Raw genomic sequence first — 16,861 nt, forward strand, 5'->3', positions numbered from 1 at the left:
ACTCTCTCGACCTCTATAATTCCTTTGTCATAAATAAACTGTTTGGATCTTCTTGATATGTACCAAAAGGCGGACAATACTGAAATCCAGCGCTCTCATATAGTTTTCTTGCTGGTTCAAAGAAAGCCATTGCCCCTGTCTCTAAGCTGACACGTGTATACCCGCGACGTTTTGCCTCTTGGAGAAGATGATTCAGCATATACCTCGCTACACCTTTTCGCATATGGAGGGCTGCGGTTCTCATCGATTTGATTTCCCCATGTTTACTTGACAGCTCCTTTAACGCTCCACAGCCAAGAAGCTCCTCTCCATCTCGCACACTCCACACGGTGACATCCTGTTTTTTTAAATCAGTTAATGGAAGGGCATGAATGCTTTCTGGCGGCGAATGCTCCTTCATCTCTTCTATATGTGCGGTGATCAGCTGGTCAATTCGTCCATCTGTAAGTTCATCTTGTAGAATGTACATTTTCAATCACTCCTTCACGAACATTGTACGTGAAGAGTTGAAATTTCATCTGCTGTTATGTCAGATAAACGAACAAACAACCGGCATCCACGAGCTAATTGTTTGTTCGTTTGACAAGTATTTATGAGGAAAGAACGGCTTGTAATTCCTCTGCTGTACTGCTTTCAAGCTGACTTCCGACACCGACAGCCACCGCGCCTGCTTTGAGCCACTTTGGAACATCAGCTGGATGAATGCCGCCCGTTGGAATAAATTCAATCTCTGGAAATGGACCTTGCAGGTTTTTCATATAGGATAAACCGAAGGAGCCGCTTGGAAATAGCTTGAGCAAGCAGTAGCCATCTGCTTTCGCCTGCATGATTTCACTTGGGGTGAGGACACCTGGTACATAGAGTGTGTCGTAAAATGAGAGATGTTCACCAATCATAGGAAGATATCCTGGACTAACGATAAACTGTGAGCCTGCCTCAATGGCTGATTGTGCCTGCTCCAGCGTCGTAATTGTTCCCGCTCCTACAATGATGTCCTGCTCCTCTTGGAAGGATGCGATGATGCGTTCAGCATTTGGCGTGGTATACGTCACTTCAATGGCACGGACTCCTTTTTTCTTTAAACGATCAATCATTTCAATGCCTTCTGCTTCACTACCCGCTCTCACCACTGCGATCAATTTACAAGACGCTAGCTGCTTTTTAACGCTCAAACTTGCTGACTTTCCCATATCTCTCATCCCCTTTCATATACTCCCGCCTTTGATATCGCTTGGCTTCTTTCATAAAAGCCTGAAGCTCCTCCCGGGTAGGCAGTCCATCCTTATCGCCCGGTGACATCACTGCAAGTGCCCCAACCGCATTGCCTCTTGTCACAGATTTTTCATCTGATAAGCCGTCAAGCAAGCCGCTGATGACCCCCACTGCAAATCCATCACCAGCTCCAACTGTGTCTACGACATCCTGCACATAAAATCCATTCACAATCCCCTGACCGGCTGCACTTTTATAAAAGGCACCTTCTGCCCCTAGCTTAATGACCACTAGCTTGACACCTTTTTGCAAATAAACATCTGCAATCTCTTCTGGCTCGTGACAACCCGTGAGCCTTTGCCCTTCTGCAAGCCCTGGAAAAAACCAATCCACTTGCGAAGCGATATGATTCACCGTATGAATCATATCTTCCTCCTCTTCCCACAGCTGAAGCCGAAGATTTGGATCAAATGAAATGGTTTTGCCCGCTTCTTTCATTTCTTGAAGGACACAAAAAGAAAACGCTCTCATTCCACTCGATAAGGCAGGCGGAATACCAGTCATATGAAGATGGCCTGCCTGTTTGAAATAGGCGGCTGGAAAGTCGCTTGGACTCATTGTGCTCGCAGCAGAGCCTTTCCGATAATACGTGACGTCAGGATCTCCATCCATCACTTTTGATTTAAGTAAGATTCCCGTTTGAGACCCATCATTTGAACGGAGTACTGCACTTGTATCGACCCCTTCTTTTTGAAGCTCTTCTAAAATAAATGTGCCAAGTGAATCTGCTCCGACTTTGCTCATCCATCCCACACGAAAGCCCAGCCTCGCCAAACCGACAGCCACGTTACTCTCTGCACCAGCAAGCGCCTTTTGGAATGTATGCACTTGATGAAGCTCTCCGGCTTCCTTTGCATAAAACATCGCCATTGATTCCCCAAATGTGACCGCATCCAATGCTTTCACTCATTTCTCCCCTTCCTCGGTACCGGTTTCAAATCAGTTGAAAAAGAGAGAGCATGCACGTATGTATACTCTTCTCTGCCTATCGTTTATAAAGATTTCCTCACAATGATTTCTCCATCAAGCTGAATCGTTTGGGGCGCACTTTCATCCCCTTCTAGCCGTGTCTTGATTTTTTGCATGGCTGCTTTCCCCATTTCATGAGATGGCTGGGCAACCGTTGTGATTCCAGGTCCAATCAGCTTATACCATTCTGTATCATCAAACCCTGCAATGCCTATCTCTTTAGGAATTTTCACCCCAAGCTCTACAAGTTCACTAATCAGCTTCAGCATGAGTAATCCATTACCGGCTAAAATCGCTTTTTTCTGTTCGTTTGATTGTAAAAAACGGACAATCTCTTCGCGCATTTGTTCCTTTTGCTTTAAATCAATCTGTGCAATGATCGGCTTCTTCTGTTTACTCAAAGCTGTCTGTTCATATGCTTCCTTTCGTTCTTCACGAGGGCTGATTCCATCGACAGGCTCAGTAAAGAAAGCGATATGATCATAGCCTTTCTCATACATTTGTTGAAGCAGCCGGATGGTGATATCACGGTTATTCGTGGTCACTGTGTCGACTTTCAGTTCAGGCAGCTTCCGGTCCACAAGAACAATCGGCACACCATTTTTCTGAAAATCCTCCAGAATGTCATTGTTCTGTCCTGTCGTATTGATGATGAGCCCTTCAATATAATGTGCATTCAGCTTTAGGAGCATTTCCCGTTCTTTTTCTGGACGATTATCTGTGTTGCACACCATAATGCTGTATCCATATTCATCACAAATCTCTTCGACCCCGCGAAGTGTTGCCACAGAGAATGGATTCGTAATGTCGGCTACAATAAACCCAATGACCTTGCTTTTTCTAACTTTCAATCCTTGAGCAAGCTGACTCGGACGATAATGGAGTTCCTCAATGGCTTTCTTGATTTTTTTTACCTTTTCTGAAGAAATTTCATTTGTTCTGCCATTGATATATCTGGATACAGTTGATTTTGAGACCCCTGCATAAGCTGCAACTTCATTAATGGTGACTTTCGTTTGCTTTTTCTCTTTCATTCAAAAAAACTCCCACAATTGATCTTCTCATTTGGTTCGAAACCGATTTCAAATAAACTTAAAAAAAGCATATCATAATTGAATGCATTTCAGAAGATTTTTTTGCATGATGATGGCAAAAATTTGTCTAACCAGAGAAAAAGAAAGCGATTTCAAATTAACGGTTGACGGCGCTCTCTTTTTCCTCTAGAATTTTCCTTGAAACCGATACCAAATAAATATCAATATTTGTTTCAGATGGAAAGGGAGGCTTATCCAAATGGAAAATCGTTATGCTGTACATCCTGAGCAGGTCAAACGTTTTACAACAGAGGAACTTCGTCGTCATTTTCATATTCCTACACTGTTTGTCAGTGGTGAATTAAAGCTCTATTACTCGCATGAGGACCGCGTGGTGATTGGCGGAGCCATGCCGGCAGCAGAGCCGATCACACTAGATGCCGGAGACTTTTTACGGACGGAGTATTTTCTTGAAAGACGAGAAATCGGGATTGTAAATGTCGGCGGACAAGGAACGGTCACTGTTGATGGTGAGGCCTTTGTGCTGGAGCATAAAGATTTCTTATATATTGGTCTTGGTCACGAAGATGTACAGTTCGCTAGTTCATCAGGCGAGCAGGCCAAGTTCTATTTAGTATCAGCCACGGCTCACAGGGCGTATCCTACGCAAAAAGCAGCCATCGCTGAATTAACACCAAACCACTTAGGGGAAGCAGCTGCTTCCAACGTACGAAATCTGTATCAAGTCATCCATGCAGACGGCATCCAAAGCTGTCAGCTCATGATGGGCATCACTCAGCTTGAAACCAATAACACATGGAACACGATGCCCGCTCACATTCATGATCGCCGGATGGAAGTGTACTTATATCTTGATATCGAAGAGGATGCGCGGGTCTTTCATTTTATGGGAGAGCCATCTGAGACAAGACATCTTGTTGTGGCAAATGAAGAAGCAGTCATTTCACCTGCATGGTCCATTCATTCAGGCTCAGGTACAGCGAATTACTCATTTATTTGGGCAATGGCGGGAGAAAACTATACATTCAAAGATATGGACTTTGTTCCAATGGATCAGCTGAGGTAACGAAAGTGATGACAACTTCATATGCAGCGTCCCTCTTTTCCCTTGAAGGAAAAACAGCCCTTGTGACAGGCCCTGGAACCGGTATTGGGCAAGGCATTGCCGTGGCGCTTGCCAAATCAGGAGCAGATATCATCGGCACATATCACCATACACCGCTTGAAGAAACAAAGGCGCTTGTCGAACAGGCAGGCCGATCATTTCATGCGGTTCAGGTTGACTTTTCTAACCCTCAGTCTGCAAAGCAGGCTGTCGACGCCATATTAAAGAAGCATACGATTGATATTTTAATCAATAATGCTGGAACAATCAAAAGAGAGCAGGCGGCTCACTATTCAGAGGAAGATTGGCATACGGTCATGGATGTGAATATCAACAGTCTCTTTTTCCTCACGCAAAAGGTTGGACAGCAGATGCTGAAAAATGGGCAAGGGAAAATCGTCAATATCGCCTCCCTTCTATCGTTTCAAGGCGGCGTCTTTGTCCCTGCTTATACAGCAAGTAAGCATGCTGTCGCAGGGCTGACGAAAGCTTTTGCCAACGAATGGGCGAGCCAGCATATTCAAGTGAATGCGATTGCGCCTGGGTATATTGCGACCAATAACACACAAGCCATTCGTGACGACGAAAATCGAAATGAAGAGATTCTGAAACGAATTCCAGCCGGGCGCTGGGGAAAGCCTGAGGATCTAGCCGGTGCGGCTGTTTTCCTTAGCTCACCAGCTTCTGATTATATGAACGGCCACATTTTAGCTGTTGATGGCGGCTGGCTTGCAAGATAAATATACGAGAGAATTCCTATTAGGGGATTCTCTTTTTTCTATTTGCATAATTCTCCACCTTCCGAGTCACTCTATAAAAAACATGTGATGAGGGTGAGGTATTATGAAAAGTCGTATTGAACAAGATATAGCGTCCGTCATTAAGCGTGTCAAAAGCTTTGCCGGAAGAAGTGATGATATCGTGTTCCACTCTTTTTCATTTGGTCCTTCCACTATTTCTGCATGTCTCGTGTACGTTGAAGGACTCACAGAATTTGAGATGCTTTCTAAGCAAATCATTTCACCTATGCAAAAGGAACTCGACATCACCGAGGTTGGTTCTGCTACACTTTCCTCCCTTTCAAAAACGTTCTTTGGCATTCAAAGTGATGTGCTGGATGATATGAACCTTGCCATCGAGCAGTTATATAGCGGCAGGGCTATTTTATTTGTAGATGGAGCGGCTCAAGCGCTTGCGCTCCATACGAATCTTTTTCAATTTAGAGAAGTAGAAGAGCCGCAATCTGAAGTTCTTGTAAGAGGACCGCGGATCGGATTTATTGAGAATCTTGAAAAAAACACGGCTTTACTCCGTGAGCGGGCAAACGACCCTCACCTTGTGATTCAAAAGGTGAGTATAGGTACTCGAAATAAAAAATCCGCTGCTCTTGTGTATGTTCGTGATATTGCTGATCCTAAACTAGTAGAAGATGTGCTATCACGCATGACCGAAATCAAAATGGATGATATCCCTGAAACCGGCTATATTGAACAGCTGATTGAGGACAGTCACATCTCCATTTTTCCACAAATACAAAACACAGAACGTCCTGACCGGGTGATTGCATCTGTGCTTGAAGGCAAAGTCTCGATTTTGCTCGATGGGACTCCTTTTGCCCTCATTTTACCTATGACACTTACAGCTTTGATGCAATCTCCGGAGGATTATTATCAGAGGTGGACAAGCGCGACTCTTTTACGTTTACTTCGTTATATTGCCGTGCTGCTCACGATTTTTTTACCCGGCCTTTACATTGCACTTGTCTCTTATCATCCCGGTTTATTACCGACAAGAATGGCACTCACCATCGCAGGCAGCCGGCAGAATGTTCCCTTCCCTCCTGTTGTCGAAGCCATTCTCATGTCTTTTACGATAGAGTTGCTGCGGGAAGCTGGACTACGGCTTCCAAGAGCCATCGGACAGACAATTGGACTCATTGGCGGCGTTATTATTGGTCAGGCGGCTGTCCAAGCCAATATCGTCAGCGCCTTAATGGTGATTATTGTGTCGCTGACCGCACTGGCTGACTTCACAGCACCGTCATATGACTTTAGTTTCCCACTGCGTATTTTGCGGTTTATGGCCATTTTTAGTTCAGCATTGTTTGGGTTATACGGCTTAATCATGTGTTATTTATTTGTACTTTGCCACCTGATGCAGTTAAAGACTTTTGGTTTTGACTATTTCACACCAGTGCTTTCTTCACCGTTTTCAGATTTAAAGGATACGTACGTTCGTTTACCAATCGGGCTATTTAAATCCAGACCAAAAACAGCAAAAATAAAAAATCTCAAAAGACAAGGAGATTAAACGATGTACAGACCTGAAAAGCTATCATTGTTACAAGTCACCATTCTGTGCAGCTCTACAATGATAGGCGCTGGAATTTTAACCATTCCTCGCAGTTCTGCCAATTCAGGAGTCCCTGATGGCTGGATCATTGTATTAATACAGGGAGTCATCTTTGCTTTCGTTGCTTTTTTGTTGGGCTGGATTGCTGAAAAGAATGCACCAGACACCATTTTTGAGTCAAATACAAAAGGAGCAGGGGCATTCTTCGGCACGATCTTTAATTTAATGCTGGTCGCCTATTTACTAGGAATTGTCGGCTTTGAGGCACGTGTTCTCGGCGAAGTGGTCCAGTTTTTCCTGCTGCAATCGACTCCCATGGCAGTGATTGTCATGATTTTTCTACTTGTGGCGATCTATCATTTGAAAAGCGGTATCTTTCCAGTTGTCAAAATGGTGACCTATATTTATCCAATCACCATGGTCATTTACATAGCGCTCATGCTGTTTTGTTTGAAAATATTTGATTTTGATTATTTGCGTCCTGTGATGGCGCATGGTTTTGAAGATTTTAGTAAACTGTTCTCTCAAACCTTTATTCAATTTACAGGCTTTGAAGTGATTTTGTTTGTCGTGCCGCTCATTTATAAAGACAAATGGTCGAAGGCAAAATGGGCAGCTGCCATCGGCGTTGGCATTACGTCTCTCGTGTACTCTCTCACACTCTTTATAGTGATTGGCTCCATGACCGTGGGTGAAACGAAATCTCTCACCTGGCCAACGGTGTCCCTCATTCAAGCGCTTGAACTTGAAGGGGTGTTTATCGAACGATTTGATATTTTCTTACTGACGATCTGGACCTGCCAGCAGTTCATTTGTATGCTGGGCTTTTTCCAATTTGCGATTAAAGGCTGCTTCACCGTTTTTAAAACGACCAATATAACGAGACTGCTCTGGCTGTTATTTTTAATTACATCAGCACTCTCACTTTTTCCAAGAAATATCAATGAAGTCTTTTACTACTCTACTTTACTTGGCTACGCATTGTTCGCGGTTTTAGCCATTCCTTTTATTACAGCTGTCCTGCTGATGATACGCAAAAAATGGGGAGGTCGTTCTGCATGAGAGGAAGACGTGTACTTTTATTCTTTTTGTCCTGCTTTCTTTTCCTTCTATCAGCAGGATGCTGGGACTTAAAGGATATTGAAAAACTATCGTTTGTACGCGGTGTTGGCATTGATGAACAAGATGAGAATGGAGTTAAGCTGACCTATCAAAACCTTGTACCGAAAACAGGCGGAACACAAGAAGCCGATTCTCCCGGCTATGTGAATGTCGTCTCGAAGGGAAAAAATGTGCTGGAGGCTGTCAGTAATGTCGCCTTGAAGGACCCGCCGATCTATAGTGATCACCTGAAAATCTTCTTGTTCGGCAAAACCCAGGCGGAGCATCACGATATTCAAGGAACACTCAATCATTTTATTCGAGATGATGAGGTTCGGCGCAGCAGCTATCTCCTCGTGTCACGAGGTGATGCGTCAAAAGTCCTCAATCAAAAATTGAAATCACAGCAAAAGGTTCCGGTTGAACATATCTTCGAAACATCCAAAAACCGAAGCTTTAACGGGAAGATCGCACTGCCAACACGTATTGGCCGGGCATCTGATTATTTTCAGATGGGCATTAGCTTCCTTGTACAAAGTGTAGATGCGGTAGACGGTGAACTTATTTATGATGGGGCAGGTATCATTCACGGAAAAACAAGAAAGCTGATCGGTTTCATCTCTGCACAGGATGTACAATATTTAAACTGGGTGATGGACCGTATCTCAGGCGGCGTTGTACCTGCCACCTATAAAGGCTTTCCGATTACGTATGAAATTAAGAAAGCCAAAACCAAGATTGAACCCTACCTGAAAGACGGAAAGGTTTCATTTAACGTTAGTGTACAAACAAATGGAAAATTGTCAGAGGATCAATATCCCCCGGAAAACTCATACGATGAACAGTACATTAAACGATTTGAGAAGATTTTTTCTCATAAAATTAAAGAGCGCATACAAAAAACGGTCAGTCATATGCAACATGAAGTAGGTGTTGATCCTATTTTTTTTAGCCGGCAGTTTCGTATTAAGTATCCTGAATATTGGGATCAGCATCGAGATGAATGGGACAAACTATTTCAAGAAGCAGACATAACGTATGACATCAAAGTGAGCATCTTGAACTTTGGTGCAGAAGGTGCAACGAAAAGCTTCAAATGGTAATACAAAAAGGCGGTTATCCCAAAAGAGAGCCGCCTTTTTTACGTACGACAATGAGAAGCTGATACAAAGTCACTTGATCAGACAACGCTTTTGTTTGAAAGCCAAGTGATGCTCCTATTCTTGCCACTTCGTCAAAAAACAATTGGACGTTTTGATCAATCTGCACATTAATCCGCTGCTCGATCACGCGTTCAAATAATTGGTCTGGGAAAAGCGCACGCATGGTGTTTGGTGTGAAAAACCGCATATGGGTTCGGTCTAAGATTCCTACATCTTGATAAGTAAAATCACCTGTCATTAAAGGAAGAAGCACCTCTGCATGCATCATGTTAGGCAGGCAGCAAATGATGACGCCGCCTGACTTTAAAGAGGCGTGCGCTTGCTCAATGATGTGCCAAGGATCTGACACATGCTCTAAAACATCCGAAAAAATGACCGCATCAAAAAAGGCCTCTTTTTCTGACCATGGGTATTCATCTGCATTTGCCTCGAAGACTTCTTCATAATACGCCTTTGAGACCGCTGCTTTTAATGTATCTGCCTCTACCCCGTACATGTCTACCGACTGCCGATTCATCAGTTCAAGCCCGGTAGCCCCTGCGCCGCACCCAACATCCAGCACGCGAGCAGCGTCCTCAGGGAGTAATTCCGCAAAATACGGATGAGGAGTGATCAAATTTAGATCTATGCCCCACTTATCTAAAAATCGAAGTCTATTCTCAGTAAACAGTGTAGAGATGTTCGTTTCTTGATTGGCATTGAAGGTAGCATGACCATGATGATGCACAAAGGAATCATGCACAATTTGCAGCTGATATCCTTTTAGTAATGAACGCAAACATAGATCGTCATCCTCAAATGATCCATATACGAACCGCTCATCAAATAATCCCACATCCTCGATCAGCTTTCTTTTCACGAGCAAGCAAAACCCTACAAGCCGGTGCACATAAGTTCTCTGACCTTTTCTCTTAGACGTATACTCCTTAGCAAAGGCTGGGAGCTCCTTCACATCTGTATACGATGGCTGGACCATCTGAGGGCCGCTTACATAATTAGAGACGGGCCCCACCATCCCAATCTGTTCTGAAGCGAATAGCGCCTCTTTTAATGGAGGGAGCCAATTTTCCGTCACGATCGTGTCATTATTTAAAAAGAGAATGCTGTCTCCTGAAGCTTTTTTTGCCCCTTGATTACATCCCTTTGCAAAACCTTTATTCTCTTCATTATCAATGAAAATCACATCATCCAGCTCTCTTACATATTCCTTCGTGCCATCAGTTGACGCATTATCGACGACGATGAGTTCATATTGGCCGCTGTTCGTATGCTGTTTAATGCTCTCGATACATGTTTTCGTTAAATGCAGTTCGTTGTACGTCAGCATGACAATGCTTGTTTTCCCTTTCATCTCATTTCCACCTTTCACCCGCCTGTTCCATATGTATGTGATAGGCAGCACGTTCAGAAGATGAGGGAATGTCCTTTCTTGATTAAACGTTTGTTTAACATAGAAAAACCAGCTGCACACGGCAGCTGGCCATTGTTCATACCGTTTTCCCTTCGCCACTTGCGACGGCACGATTTCTCTTTTTTAAATCTTCTTCAATTTCTTCAAGACTTTTCCCCTTCGTTTCGGTCACCAAGTATTTCACAAATAAGAAGGCGCCTACGCCAATGCCCGCATAAATGAGGAAGAGATTACTGATGCCAATCGCGCTTAATAAAGCTGGGAATGTCAGCGAGATGATTAAATTTCCTGTATGAAGAAGGAAGGTCGAGACACCTGTACCGATTCCCCTGACATGTACTGGGAACAGCTCTGGAAGCATCACCCAAACGACAGGACCCCAGCTGACAGCAAAGATGACGATAAAGAGACCCAAACAAATAACGGTTGTCCATCCTGCTGCTGGTGATCCTTCAAAAAATCGGTTGACCACTGACAGGACAATTAAACTAAGGACCATTCCTGCATTCCCAAATAGGAGCAGCGCTTTACGCCCTACACGGTCAATGATTTTAATGGCAACAAACGTCATGATGACATTCACTGCACCAATTCCGACAGTTCCTAAAATCGCTGCTGAATTCCCAAAGCCAACACTTGTGAATGTTTTTGGTGCATAGTAAATGATCGTATTTGTACCGATAAACTGCTGCAGAAAGGCAAGGCCGACACCAGCAATCAATGCTGGGCGTACCCATGGCTCAAATAATTCCTTAAAACCGCCTTTCTCTTCACTTTCCGCCTTTTGAATATCTGAAATTTCTTCTTCCACTTCTTGCTTACTTTTTCTGAGTTTAGATAATATCTCCTTCGCACGGTCAGCCTGTCCGTAGACAAACAGCCAGCGGGGACTTTCCGGCATAAACAAAATCCCGAATAATAAAAGAACAGAAGGAACAACCGCAATTCCAAGCATCAAGCGCCATGCCTCTGCATCCGCTAAAGCGTAGTTCACAATATAGGCAAGAAGAATACCAAATGTGATCATGAGCTGGTTTAAAGAGGACAGTGCCCCTCGTGATTCTTTTGGCGCAAGTTCAGATAAATATAATGGAACAATCGTTGTCGAGCACCCGACAGCGAGCCCTAGTACAATTCGGAATAAGATCATCACTTCCGTATTCGGGGCAAGAGCTGTACCAAATCCACCGATAATAAACAAAATAGCTGCGGCGATGATGGCTTTTTTCCGCCCAAATTGGTCTGTCAGCTTTCCAGAAAGAGAGGAACCAAGCATCGCCCCGATTAAAATCGAGCTGACGACAAGCCCCTCTGTAAACGCATTTAAACCTAAATCTTCTTTCATAAATAAGATGGCGCCAGAGATGACACCTGTATCATAGCCATATAAGGCACCGCCAAGGGCGCCGAAGAAATAAAGCCATCCATTCCGATTTTTCATATACATAACCCCACTTTTGTCTCTGTACTCTATGAAAAGTCATTTTCCTCACTTCCTGTCATTTCAAACATTTCGATGTTTTATGACAAATATATTTCATTTGTGTATCTTTGAAACTTTTTACGAGAAGGAAACGTCAATTAAGCGTTAGTGAAAAAAATGTCGCACTATATCCCGTTTTAAGGTATATTTGTTTTAGTTTGTAAGCAGAAAGAAGGACATCTTTACTATAAAATCATAGCGAGGGTTTAAAATATATGGATCAATCACGAAGTAAACGCAAAGGAAAAAAGCGTTTAAAACCATGGGTGAAAGTCACTCTTTTTATCATTAGTATTCTTTTACTGACAACGGCTTCAGTCACAGGCTATGCCTACTATAAAATAACCAATGCTGCTAAAAAGGCTCAAGTATCTCTTGATCGCGGCGCACAATCTGTGAAACGAATTGAAGCATTCGATCCAGGAAAAGACAGTTTTTCTGTCTTGCTGCTTGGAATTGACAGCAGACCGGGCGAAACAGTGAAACAAGCACGAAGTGACGCAATGGTTTTGGCAACCATTAACCGCACAAATAAAACCGTTAAATTATTAAGCATTCCTAGGGACTCATACGTTAATATTCCAGGCCACGGTTTTGATAAAATTACTCACGCACACGCATTTGGCGGTGCAGATTTAACAGTGAGCACAGTTGAAGATTTACTAGATATTCCGGTCGATTTTGTCATCCAAAGTAATTTCGTAGCGTTTAAAGAAATCGTCAACGAATTAAACGGTGTTCCTATTAACATCAAGGATGAGTATCTTGTGAAACAGATTAAAAAGGATACAAAAGGCAAGGTTGTGCTTCAAACTGGAACTCATACGCTAGATGGTGATCAAGCGCTCGCATATGTGAGAACAAGAAAAGCAGATAGTGATTTAATGCGTGGACAGCGTCAAATGGAAGTGTTAAAAGCCATTTTTGATAAATCAAAATCATTAACATCTATTCCGTCATACGACAATATCATTGATACACTCGGCGATAATGTGTCAACCACCCTTTCAATGAAGGAGTTAGTCGGTCTTTTCCCGCTTCTGACTTCATTGAAATCGGTTGATACCATTCAGCTTAAAGGATCTGATTACCAGCCAAACGGTGTTTATTATTTCCAATTGGATCAAAACCAGCTGAACGAAGTGAAAACTGAATTGAAGAAACAGCTTGAATTATCATAAATAGAAGCGTCCCTATGGGGCGCTTTTTCTTATTTCCTTGATCATTCACTCATTTTTGTTTAGCCTTGATAGAGAGGAATCAACCTTCCTTTTTTATGAGAATGAAGGAAATCGTACATACTTTGAAGAGGCTATTGCATGAATGAAGGAGGATTTGACAGCGATGAAAAAAATGATTGCAATTGATTTAGACGGTACACTCTTAAATACAAAAAGTGAAATATCCGCACAAAACCGAGAGGCTTTGATTCGTGCGAAGGATGCTGGCTATATTGTGACCATCTGTACAGGGCGGGCAACTTTTGATGTAAAAGAGCTGCTTGGCGATTTGGACATCCCCATTATTGCGGCAAACGGCGGGACTGTCCATACAGAAGGATACGAGCTCTTCAGCCGTATCACATTGGACCAAGAAGCGGGCAAGCGGGCTGCAAAGGCATTAGTGGAACGAAACATTTACTTTGAAGTCTATACAGATGATGCTCTCCTCTCTCCTTTTGATGGAAAAGAGAAACTGAAAGCAGAATTTGATCTGATCAAAAGCGCAAACCCAAATGAGGATCTCGCTGATCTATGGGAAGGAGCCATGACGCAATTTAAACAATTTGGCATCAAACCAGTGGATGATATCCGTGAGATTTTTGAGTCGAACGAACCGACCTATAAATTACTCTGCTTCTCGTTTGATATGAACAAACTGAATGAAGCACGAAATCTTCTGGCAGACATGCCCGAGCTTTCATTGACCTCGTCTGGTAAACATATTATTGAGGTGCTGCCAAAAGAGTCTGGAAAAGGACATGCCCTGAAAAAGCTCGCAGCCCATTATGGTGTAGACAGCTCACATATTTATGCAATTGGTGACAGCCCAAACGATCTTTCTATGTTTGAAGAAGCAGGCCACCGCATTGCAATGGGAAATGCGGTAGATGTCATTAAAGAAAAGAGCACCTTCATCACAAAAGGAAATCATGAAGATGGTGTCGCTTATTTTATTGATCTTCTTTTACAAAATCAATTCCATGAAAAAAAGACGCTTGTCTGATCAGCGCCTAGAGAGAAGTGCAGAAGTCCGATAGTATTGATCGGGCTTTTTCTTTATTTTTTGATTCTAACAGCCGTTTCATATTTGTCCTTCCAGTACGTACTTGTTTTCATATTGGTTAAGACAACACCGTTTGAGACAGTCACATGAATGACTTGATTGGATCCTGCATATATCGCCGGCATCAATGATGTTCCGCTGAAGAAGACAAGATCTCCCGGCTGAAGCTCAGAACGTTTCACAGGTGTACCTGCTTTAACTTGACCTGATGCATAGCGGGGCAGCTCAATGCCAAGCACTTCTTGATACACGTACTGCGTGAACCCTGCTGTATCAAATCCTTCCTTTGGGTTCGTACCGCCTTTGACATAAGGGACTTCACCAATATACGTAGCGGCTTTTGATACGATAGGGTCCTCTTTCGCAAGCTCCAGATCTGTTAATCGTTTCGCACCTGTCCATTTCTCGCGCCAATACGATTCAGACAAATAAGAAATTGTCACACTTTCAGAACGGCTCGCATGAATAAAGCGGTCGCCTCCAATATACATGCCTACATGAGAAATTCCGGGCTTATATGTGTTACTAAAAAAAACAAAATCCCCAGGGCGGATATCGCCTAATGCCACTTTTTCTCCAACGATCCACTGCTGTTCAGCACTTCGAGGTAAATAGATTCCAAGTGATTTTTCAAATAAATACTGTAAAAATCCTGAGCAGTCGAATCCAGTCTTTGGATCTGCTCCTCCAAACACATAAGGAATTCCCAAGTAGGTCATCGCATCTTTCACAAGAGGGTCATCAGAAATTTCTTGTGTGCCAGGCAGTCGTTTGACCGCATAAAATCGATCAGTCCAATATTTGCTTTTGCTGACATCTGTTTTCACCACACCTTGACTAAGCGTGATGTGGATAACCTGATTGTTCCCAGCGTACAACGCCACATGTGTTGGGATATCCTTCGTTTCTTCAAGGCTTCGGAAATACACAAGGTCACCGGGCTGCGCTTTATTCCATGATACCTTTTTTCCAATCTGATATTGGTCGATGACCTTCCGCGGCAAATCAAATGTTTCGGATGTCTTGTACACATATTGAATAAACCCAGATGCATCAAAGCCCGTTTTTAGATCGGTTCCTCCTTTATGATAAGGTGTTCCAATCAGCTTTTCCGCTTGCTCCAAAAGAGATGGTGTTTGAGCAGAAACCGCTGTTTGAGACATGAACATCAGCCCTACAAGCGCACACCCTCCAATTAACATTCCTTTCCATTTCATGATCCTTTCCCTCCTTTCTTCTATAGTTTCGACATGACACCTTTCATTTTACACCGTATTTCGACAAAAAAAGAGCACGCGATGTGCGTGCCCTTTATCCTTTTTAGGTTATTTACCTGCTTCCGCTTTTGACTGCTTTTGCTGTTCAATTTTCTGCATTTCAACCGAAATCTTTTGTTTTTCGTGATCTGTCAGACTGTCACTAAATTTAAAAGCAGACATAAAGACAAAGACTAAAATTAACGCAACAAACGGCCAGCTTGCTTTTAGGAATTTCATTTCTTCTCTTTCCCTCCGTTTTCTTTTAAGTTTTTAACTTTATCAGCGTGATCTACTTCAAAGAAAATGTGTCCGTCTTTTTCTTTCCAATCCGCATTCGTTCCATTGGTCAGCATACGGATAATGGCTTTTGATTCTAGAGATCCTGCTTTTACTGGTGCAGGTGTTGCTTCTTTGATGTACATTGGGACAACTTCAAATGTCGCTTTTCCATTTTCATTCAGATGATACTGAACAAGTGCAGAATCACGTGTTCTTGACCAGCCTTGATCAAAAATAAAGTTGCCTAGGCTATAGAAAATCGCTGTTCCGTTATAGACTTCCATTGGTTCAAGGACGTGCGGGTGAGCACCGATAATGATATCAGCTCCGGCCTTAGACATCGCTCTTGCCAATTCTCTTTGTCTGTCGTTTACTTCATTGTTGTACTCCTGTCCCCAGTGAGCATGAACAACGACGAGATCTGCCTTTTCAGCAGCCTGCGAAATCATCGGAATAAAGATAGATGGATCGGCTGGCAGAATACCCGCCTGGCGATTTGTCGCTTTGAAATCTTTCCCATATACATCTGTAAAACCAAGTGTAGCAATTTTGACACCATTTACTTCTTTGTACGAAATGTTCTGCTTTGCATCTTGGAGGTTACGGCCTGCACCTGTATAATCCATGCCATCTTGTTCAAAGGCATTGATCGTGTTGTTCAGCCCTTTTTCACCATAGTCTGCCGCATGGTTATTCGCAAAGTTTAAGACAGAGAAATTTAAATCCTTCAACGCTTGGACAGAATCTTCATCTGTTTTTAAATGAATATTCTTTTGGGCTGCCTGCTCCTTATCTGAAGCGACTGGATGCTCAAAGTTGCCTGTCACATAATCTGACACATCAAAATATGGCTTGGCATAACGAAAGAGATGCTCTTTTCCATAACGGTCTGTTACTTTCTCTACGTTTCTTCCAAACATAATGTCACCGACAAACGAAGCGGTCAGGATGTTTTCTGGATTCTTTTGTACAGTTGGCACTTGTGCTTGCCCGATAAACGTAAATAGAAATGTACAAGCAATAACGATCGGTAAAGCAATCAGTACATGTTTATTCGTCTTTTTCTTTTGATTCTTTGTGATTTTCAGCAGCTTTTCCTGAAAGCTCAATTTTTTATTCATCATTG

General features: G+C 42.9%; 16 protein-coding genes. 7 read left to right on the plus strand and 9 right to left on the minus strand.

Annotated elements, in window-relative coordinates:
• Positions 1–13 precede the first annotated feature (13 nt).
• The 4 genes from AAYR28_RS16505 to AAYR28_RS16520 form a co-directional block, all read right to left on the minus strand.
• A complete protein-coding gene (locus AAYR28_RS16505) occupies positions 14–469 on the minus strand; it encodes a GNAT family N-acetyltransferase (RefSeq protein WP_120207835.1) in 456 nt (151 codons plus the stop codon).
• Between the two features lie 121 nt (positions 470–590).
• Positions 591–1,190 (minus strand): bifunctional 4-hydroxy-2-oxoglutarate aldolase/2-dehydro-3-deoxy-phosphogluconate aldolase, encoded by a 600-nt coding sequence (locus AAYR28_RS16510; RefSeq protein ID WP_065214849.1) that lies wholly within the window; start codon positions 1,188–1,190, stop codon positions 591–593.
• Positions 1,162–2,178, minus strand: a complete 1,017-nt coding sequence (locus AAYR28_RS16515; RefSeq protein WP_120207837.1) for a sugar kinase — start codon at positions 2,176–2,178, stop codon at positions 1,162–1,164. Before AAYR28_RS16515 ends, AAYR28_RS16510 begins: the two co-directional genes overlap by 29 nt.
• 86 nt (positions 2,179–2,264) lie before the next feature.
• Positions 2,265–3,275 carry a LacI family DNA-binding transcriptional regulator gene (locus AAYR28_RS16520; RefSeq protein ID WP_120207839.1) on the minus strand — a complete coding sequence of 337 codons (1,011 nt, stop codon included), beginning with the start codon at positions 3,273–3,275 and terminating at the stop codon, positions 2,265–2,267.
• A 259-nt stretch (positions 3,276–3,534) separates the two neighbouring features.
• Here AAYR28_RS16520 and kduI point away from each other — a divergent pair, with 259 nt between their 5' ends.
• From kduI to AAYR28_RS16545, 5 genes are all read left to right on the plus strand, one after another.
• Entirely contained in the window at positions 3,535–4,362 is an 828-nt protein-coding gene (kduI, locus tag AAYR28_RS16525; protein ID WP_041115552.1) for a 5-dehydro-4-deoxy-D-glucuronate isomerase, read from the plus strand.
• A gap of 8 nt (positions 4,363–4,370) precedes the next feature.
• On the plus strand, positions 4,371–5,141 hold the full coding sequence (gene kduD, locus AAYR28_RS16530) for a 2-dehydro-3-deoxy-D-gluconate 5-dehydrogenase KduD (RefSeq protein ID WP_029707470.1): 771 nt from the start codon (positions 4,371–4,373) through the stop codon (positions 5,139–5,141).
• Positions 5,142–5,244: 103 nt separating this feature from the next.
• Positions 5,245–6,711: a spore germination protein gene (locus AAYR28_RS16535; RefSeq protein ID WP_034281156.1), complete on the plus strand. Its 1,467-nt coding sequence runs from the start codon at positions 5,245–5,247 to the stop codon at positions 6,709–6,711.
• Positions 6,712–6,714: 3 nt separating this feature from the next.
• On the plus strand, positions 6,715–7,815 hold the full coding sequence (locus tag AAYR28_RS16540; RefSeq protein ID WP_061110162.1) for a GerAB/ArcD/ProY family transporter: 1,101 nt from the start codon (positions 6,715–6,717) through the stop codon (positions 7,813–7,815).
• Positions 7,812–8,957 carry a Ger(x)C family spore germination protein gene (locus tag AAYR28_RS16545; protein WP_120207841.1) on the plus strand — a complete coding sequence of 382 codons (1,146 nt, stop codon included), beginning with the start codon at positions 7,812–7,814 and terminating at the stop codon, positions 8,955–8,957. Before AAYR28_RS16540 ends, AAYR28_RS16545 begins: the two co-directional genes overlap by 4 nt.
• A 13-nt stretch (positions 8,958–8,970) precedes the next feature.
• On the opposite strand, the gene AAYR28_RS16550 is transcribed toward AAYR28_RS16545, so the two are convergent.
• Both AAYR28_RS16550 and AAYR28_RS16555 read right to left on the minus strand, forming a co-directional pair.
• Complete coding sequence (locus AAYR28_RS16550; protein WP_120207843.1) at positions 8,971–10,368, minus strand: bifunctional glycosyltransferase family 2 protein/class I SAM-dependent methyltransferase; 1,398 nt, start codon at positions 10,366–10,368, stop codon at positions 8,971–8,973.
• Between the two features lie 136 nt (positions 10,369–10,504).
• Complete coding sequence (locus tag AAYR28_RS16555) at positions 10,505–11,869, minus strand: sugar porter family MFS transporter (RefSeq protein ID WP_120207844.1); 1,365 nt, start codon at positions 11,867–11,869, stop codon at positions 10,505–10,507.
• A gap of 257 nt (positions 11,870–12,126) precedes the next feature.
• Between AAYR28_RS16555 and AAYR28_RS16560 the strand changes: the two genes are divergently transcribed.
• Together AAYR28_RS16560 and AAYR28_RS16565 are read left to right on the plus strand one after the other, a co-directional pair.
• On the plus strand, positions 12,127–13,092 hold the full coding sequence (locus tag AAYR28_RS16560) for an LCP family protein (RefSeq protein WP_025093927.1): 966 nt from the start codon (positions 12,127–12,129) through the stop codon (positions 13,090–13,092).
• Between the two features lie 163 nt (positions 13,093–13,255).
• Positions 13,256–14,137 carry a Cof-type HAD-IIB family hydrolase gene (locus AAYR28_RS16565; RefSeq protein WP_183002024.1) on the plus strand — a complete coding sequence of 294 codons (882 nt, stop codon included), beginning with the start codon at positions 13,256–13,258 and terminating at the stop codon, positions 14,135–14,137.
• 53 nt (positions 14,138–14,190) lie between these two features.
• On the opposite strand, the gene AAYR28_RS16570 is transcribed toward AAYR28_RS16565, so the two are convergent.
• The 3 genes from AAYR28_RS16570 to AAYR28_RS16580 form a co-directional block, all read right to left on the minus strand.
• Positions 14,191–15,414, minus strand: coding sequence for a C40 family peptidase (locus AAYR28_RS16570; RefSeq protein WP_120207848.1), 1,224 nt, complete (start codon positions 15,412–15,414; stop codon positions 14,191–14,193).
• 108 nt (positions 15,415–15,522) lie between these two features.
• On the minus strand, positions 15,523–15,693 hold the full coding sequence (locus AAYR28_RS16575; protein ID WP_087976066.1) for a hypothetical protein: 171 nt from the start codon (positions 15,691–15,693) through the stop codon (positions 15,523–15,525).
• Positions 15,690–16,856, minus strand: a complete 1,167-nt coding sequence (locus AAYR28_RS16580; RefSeq protein ID WP_034281166.1) for a CapA family protein — start codon at positions 16,854–16,856, stop codon at positions 15,690–15,692. The genes AAYR28_RS16575 and AAYR28_RS16580 overlap by 4 nt, the downstream gene beginning before the upstream one ends.
• Between the last annotated feature and the right edge of the window lie 5 nt (positions 16,857–16,861).

Origin of the sequence: Bacillus safensis (assembly GCF_039619585.1) — a bacterium.
GTDB classification, from domain to species: domain Bacteria; phylum Bacillota; class Bacilli; order Bacillales; family Bacillaceae; genus Bacillus; species Bacillus safensis.

What these genes read in the sequence shown, in the direction of transcription:
- AAYR28_RS16520 (WP_120207839.1), bottom strand. Translation starts at nt 3,275, where the DNA reads ATGAAAGAGAAAAAGCAAACGAAAGTCACCATTAATGAAGTTGCAGCT.
- AAYR28_RS16555 (WP_120207844.1), bottom strand. Translation starts at nt 11,869, where the DNA reads ATGAAAAATCGGAATGGATGGCTTTATTTCTTCGGCGCCCTTGGCGGT.
- AAYR28_RS16510 (WP_065214849.1), bottom strand. Translation starts at nt 1,190, where the DNA reads ATGGGAAAGTCAGCAAGTTTGAGCGTTAAAAAGCAGCTAGCGTCTTGT.
- AAYR28_RS16580 (WP_034281166.1), bottom strand. Translation starts at nt 16,856, where the DNA reads ATGAATAAAAAATTGAGCTTTCAGGAAAAGCTGCTGAAAATCACAAAG.
- kduI (WP_041115552.1), top strand. Translation starts at nt 3,535, where the DNA reads ATGGAAAATCGTTATGCTGTACATCCTGAGCAGGTCAAACGTTTTACA.
- AAYR28_RS16545 (WP_120207841.1), top strand. Translation starts at nt 7,812, where the DNA reads ATGAGAGGAAGACGTGTACTTTTATTCTTTTTGTCCTGCTTTCTTTTC.
- AAYR28_RS16505 (WP_120207835.1), bottom strand. Translation starts at nt 469, where the DNA reads ATGTACATTCTACAAGATGAACTTACAGATGGACGAATTGACCAGCTG.
- AAYR28_RS16535 (WP_034281156.1), top strand. Translation starts at nt 5,245, where the DNA reads ATGAAAAGTCGTATTGAACAAGATATAGCGTCCGTCATTAAGCGTGTC.
- AAYR28_RS16570 (WP_120207848.1), bottom strand. Translation starts at nt 15,414, where the DNA reads ATGAAATGGAAAGGAATGTTAATTGGAGGGTGTGCGCTTGTAGGGCTG.
- AAYR28_RS16575 (WP_087976066.1), bottom strand. Translation starts at nt 15,693, where the DNA reads ATGAAATTCCTAAAAGCAAGCTGGCCGTTTGTTGCGTTAATTTTAGTC.
- kduD (WP_029707470.1), top strand. Translation starts at nt 4,371, where the DNA reads ATGACAACTTCATATGCAGCGTCCCTCTTTTCCCTTGAAGGAAAAACA.
- AAYR28_RS16560 (WP_025093927.1), top strand. Translation starts at nt 12,127, where the DNA reads ATGGATCAATCACGAAGTAAACGCAAAGGAAAAAAGCGTTTAAAACCA.
- AAYR28_RS16565 (WP_183002024.1), top strand. Translation starts at nt 13,256, where the DNA reads ATGAAAAAAATGATTGCAATTGATTTAGACGGTACACTCTTAAATACA.
- AAYR28_RS16540 (WP_061110162.1), top strand. Translation starts at nt 6,715, where the DNA reads ATGTACAGACCTGAAAAGCTATCATTGTTACAAGTCACCATTCTGTGC.
- AAYR28_RS16550 (WP_120207843.1), bottom strand. Translation starts at nt 10,368, where the DNA reads ATGAAAGGGAAAACAAGCATTGTCATGCTGACGTACAACGAACTGCAT.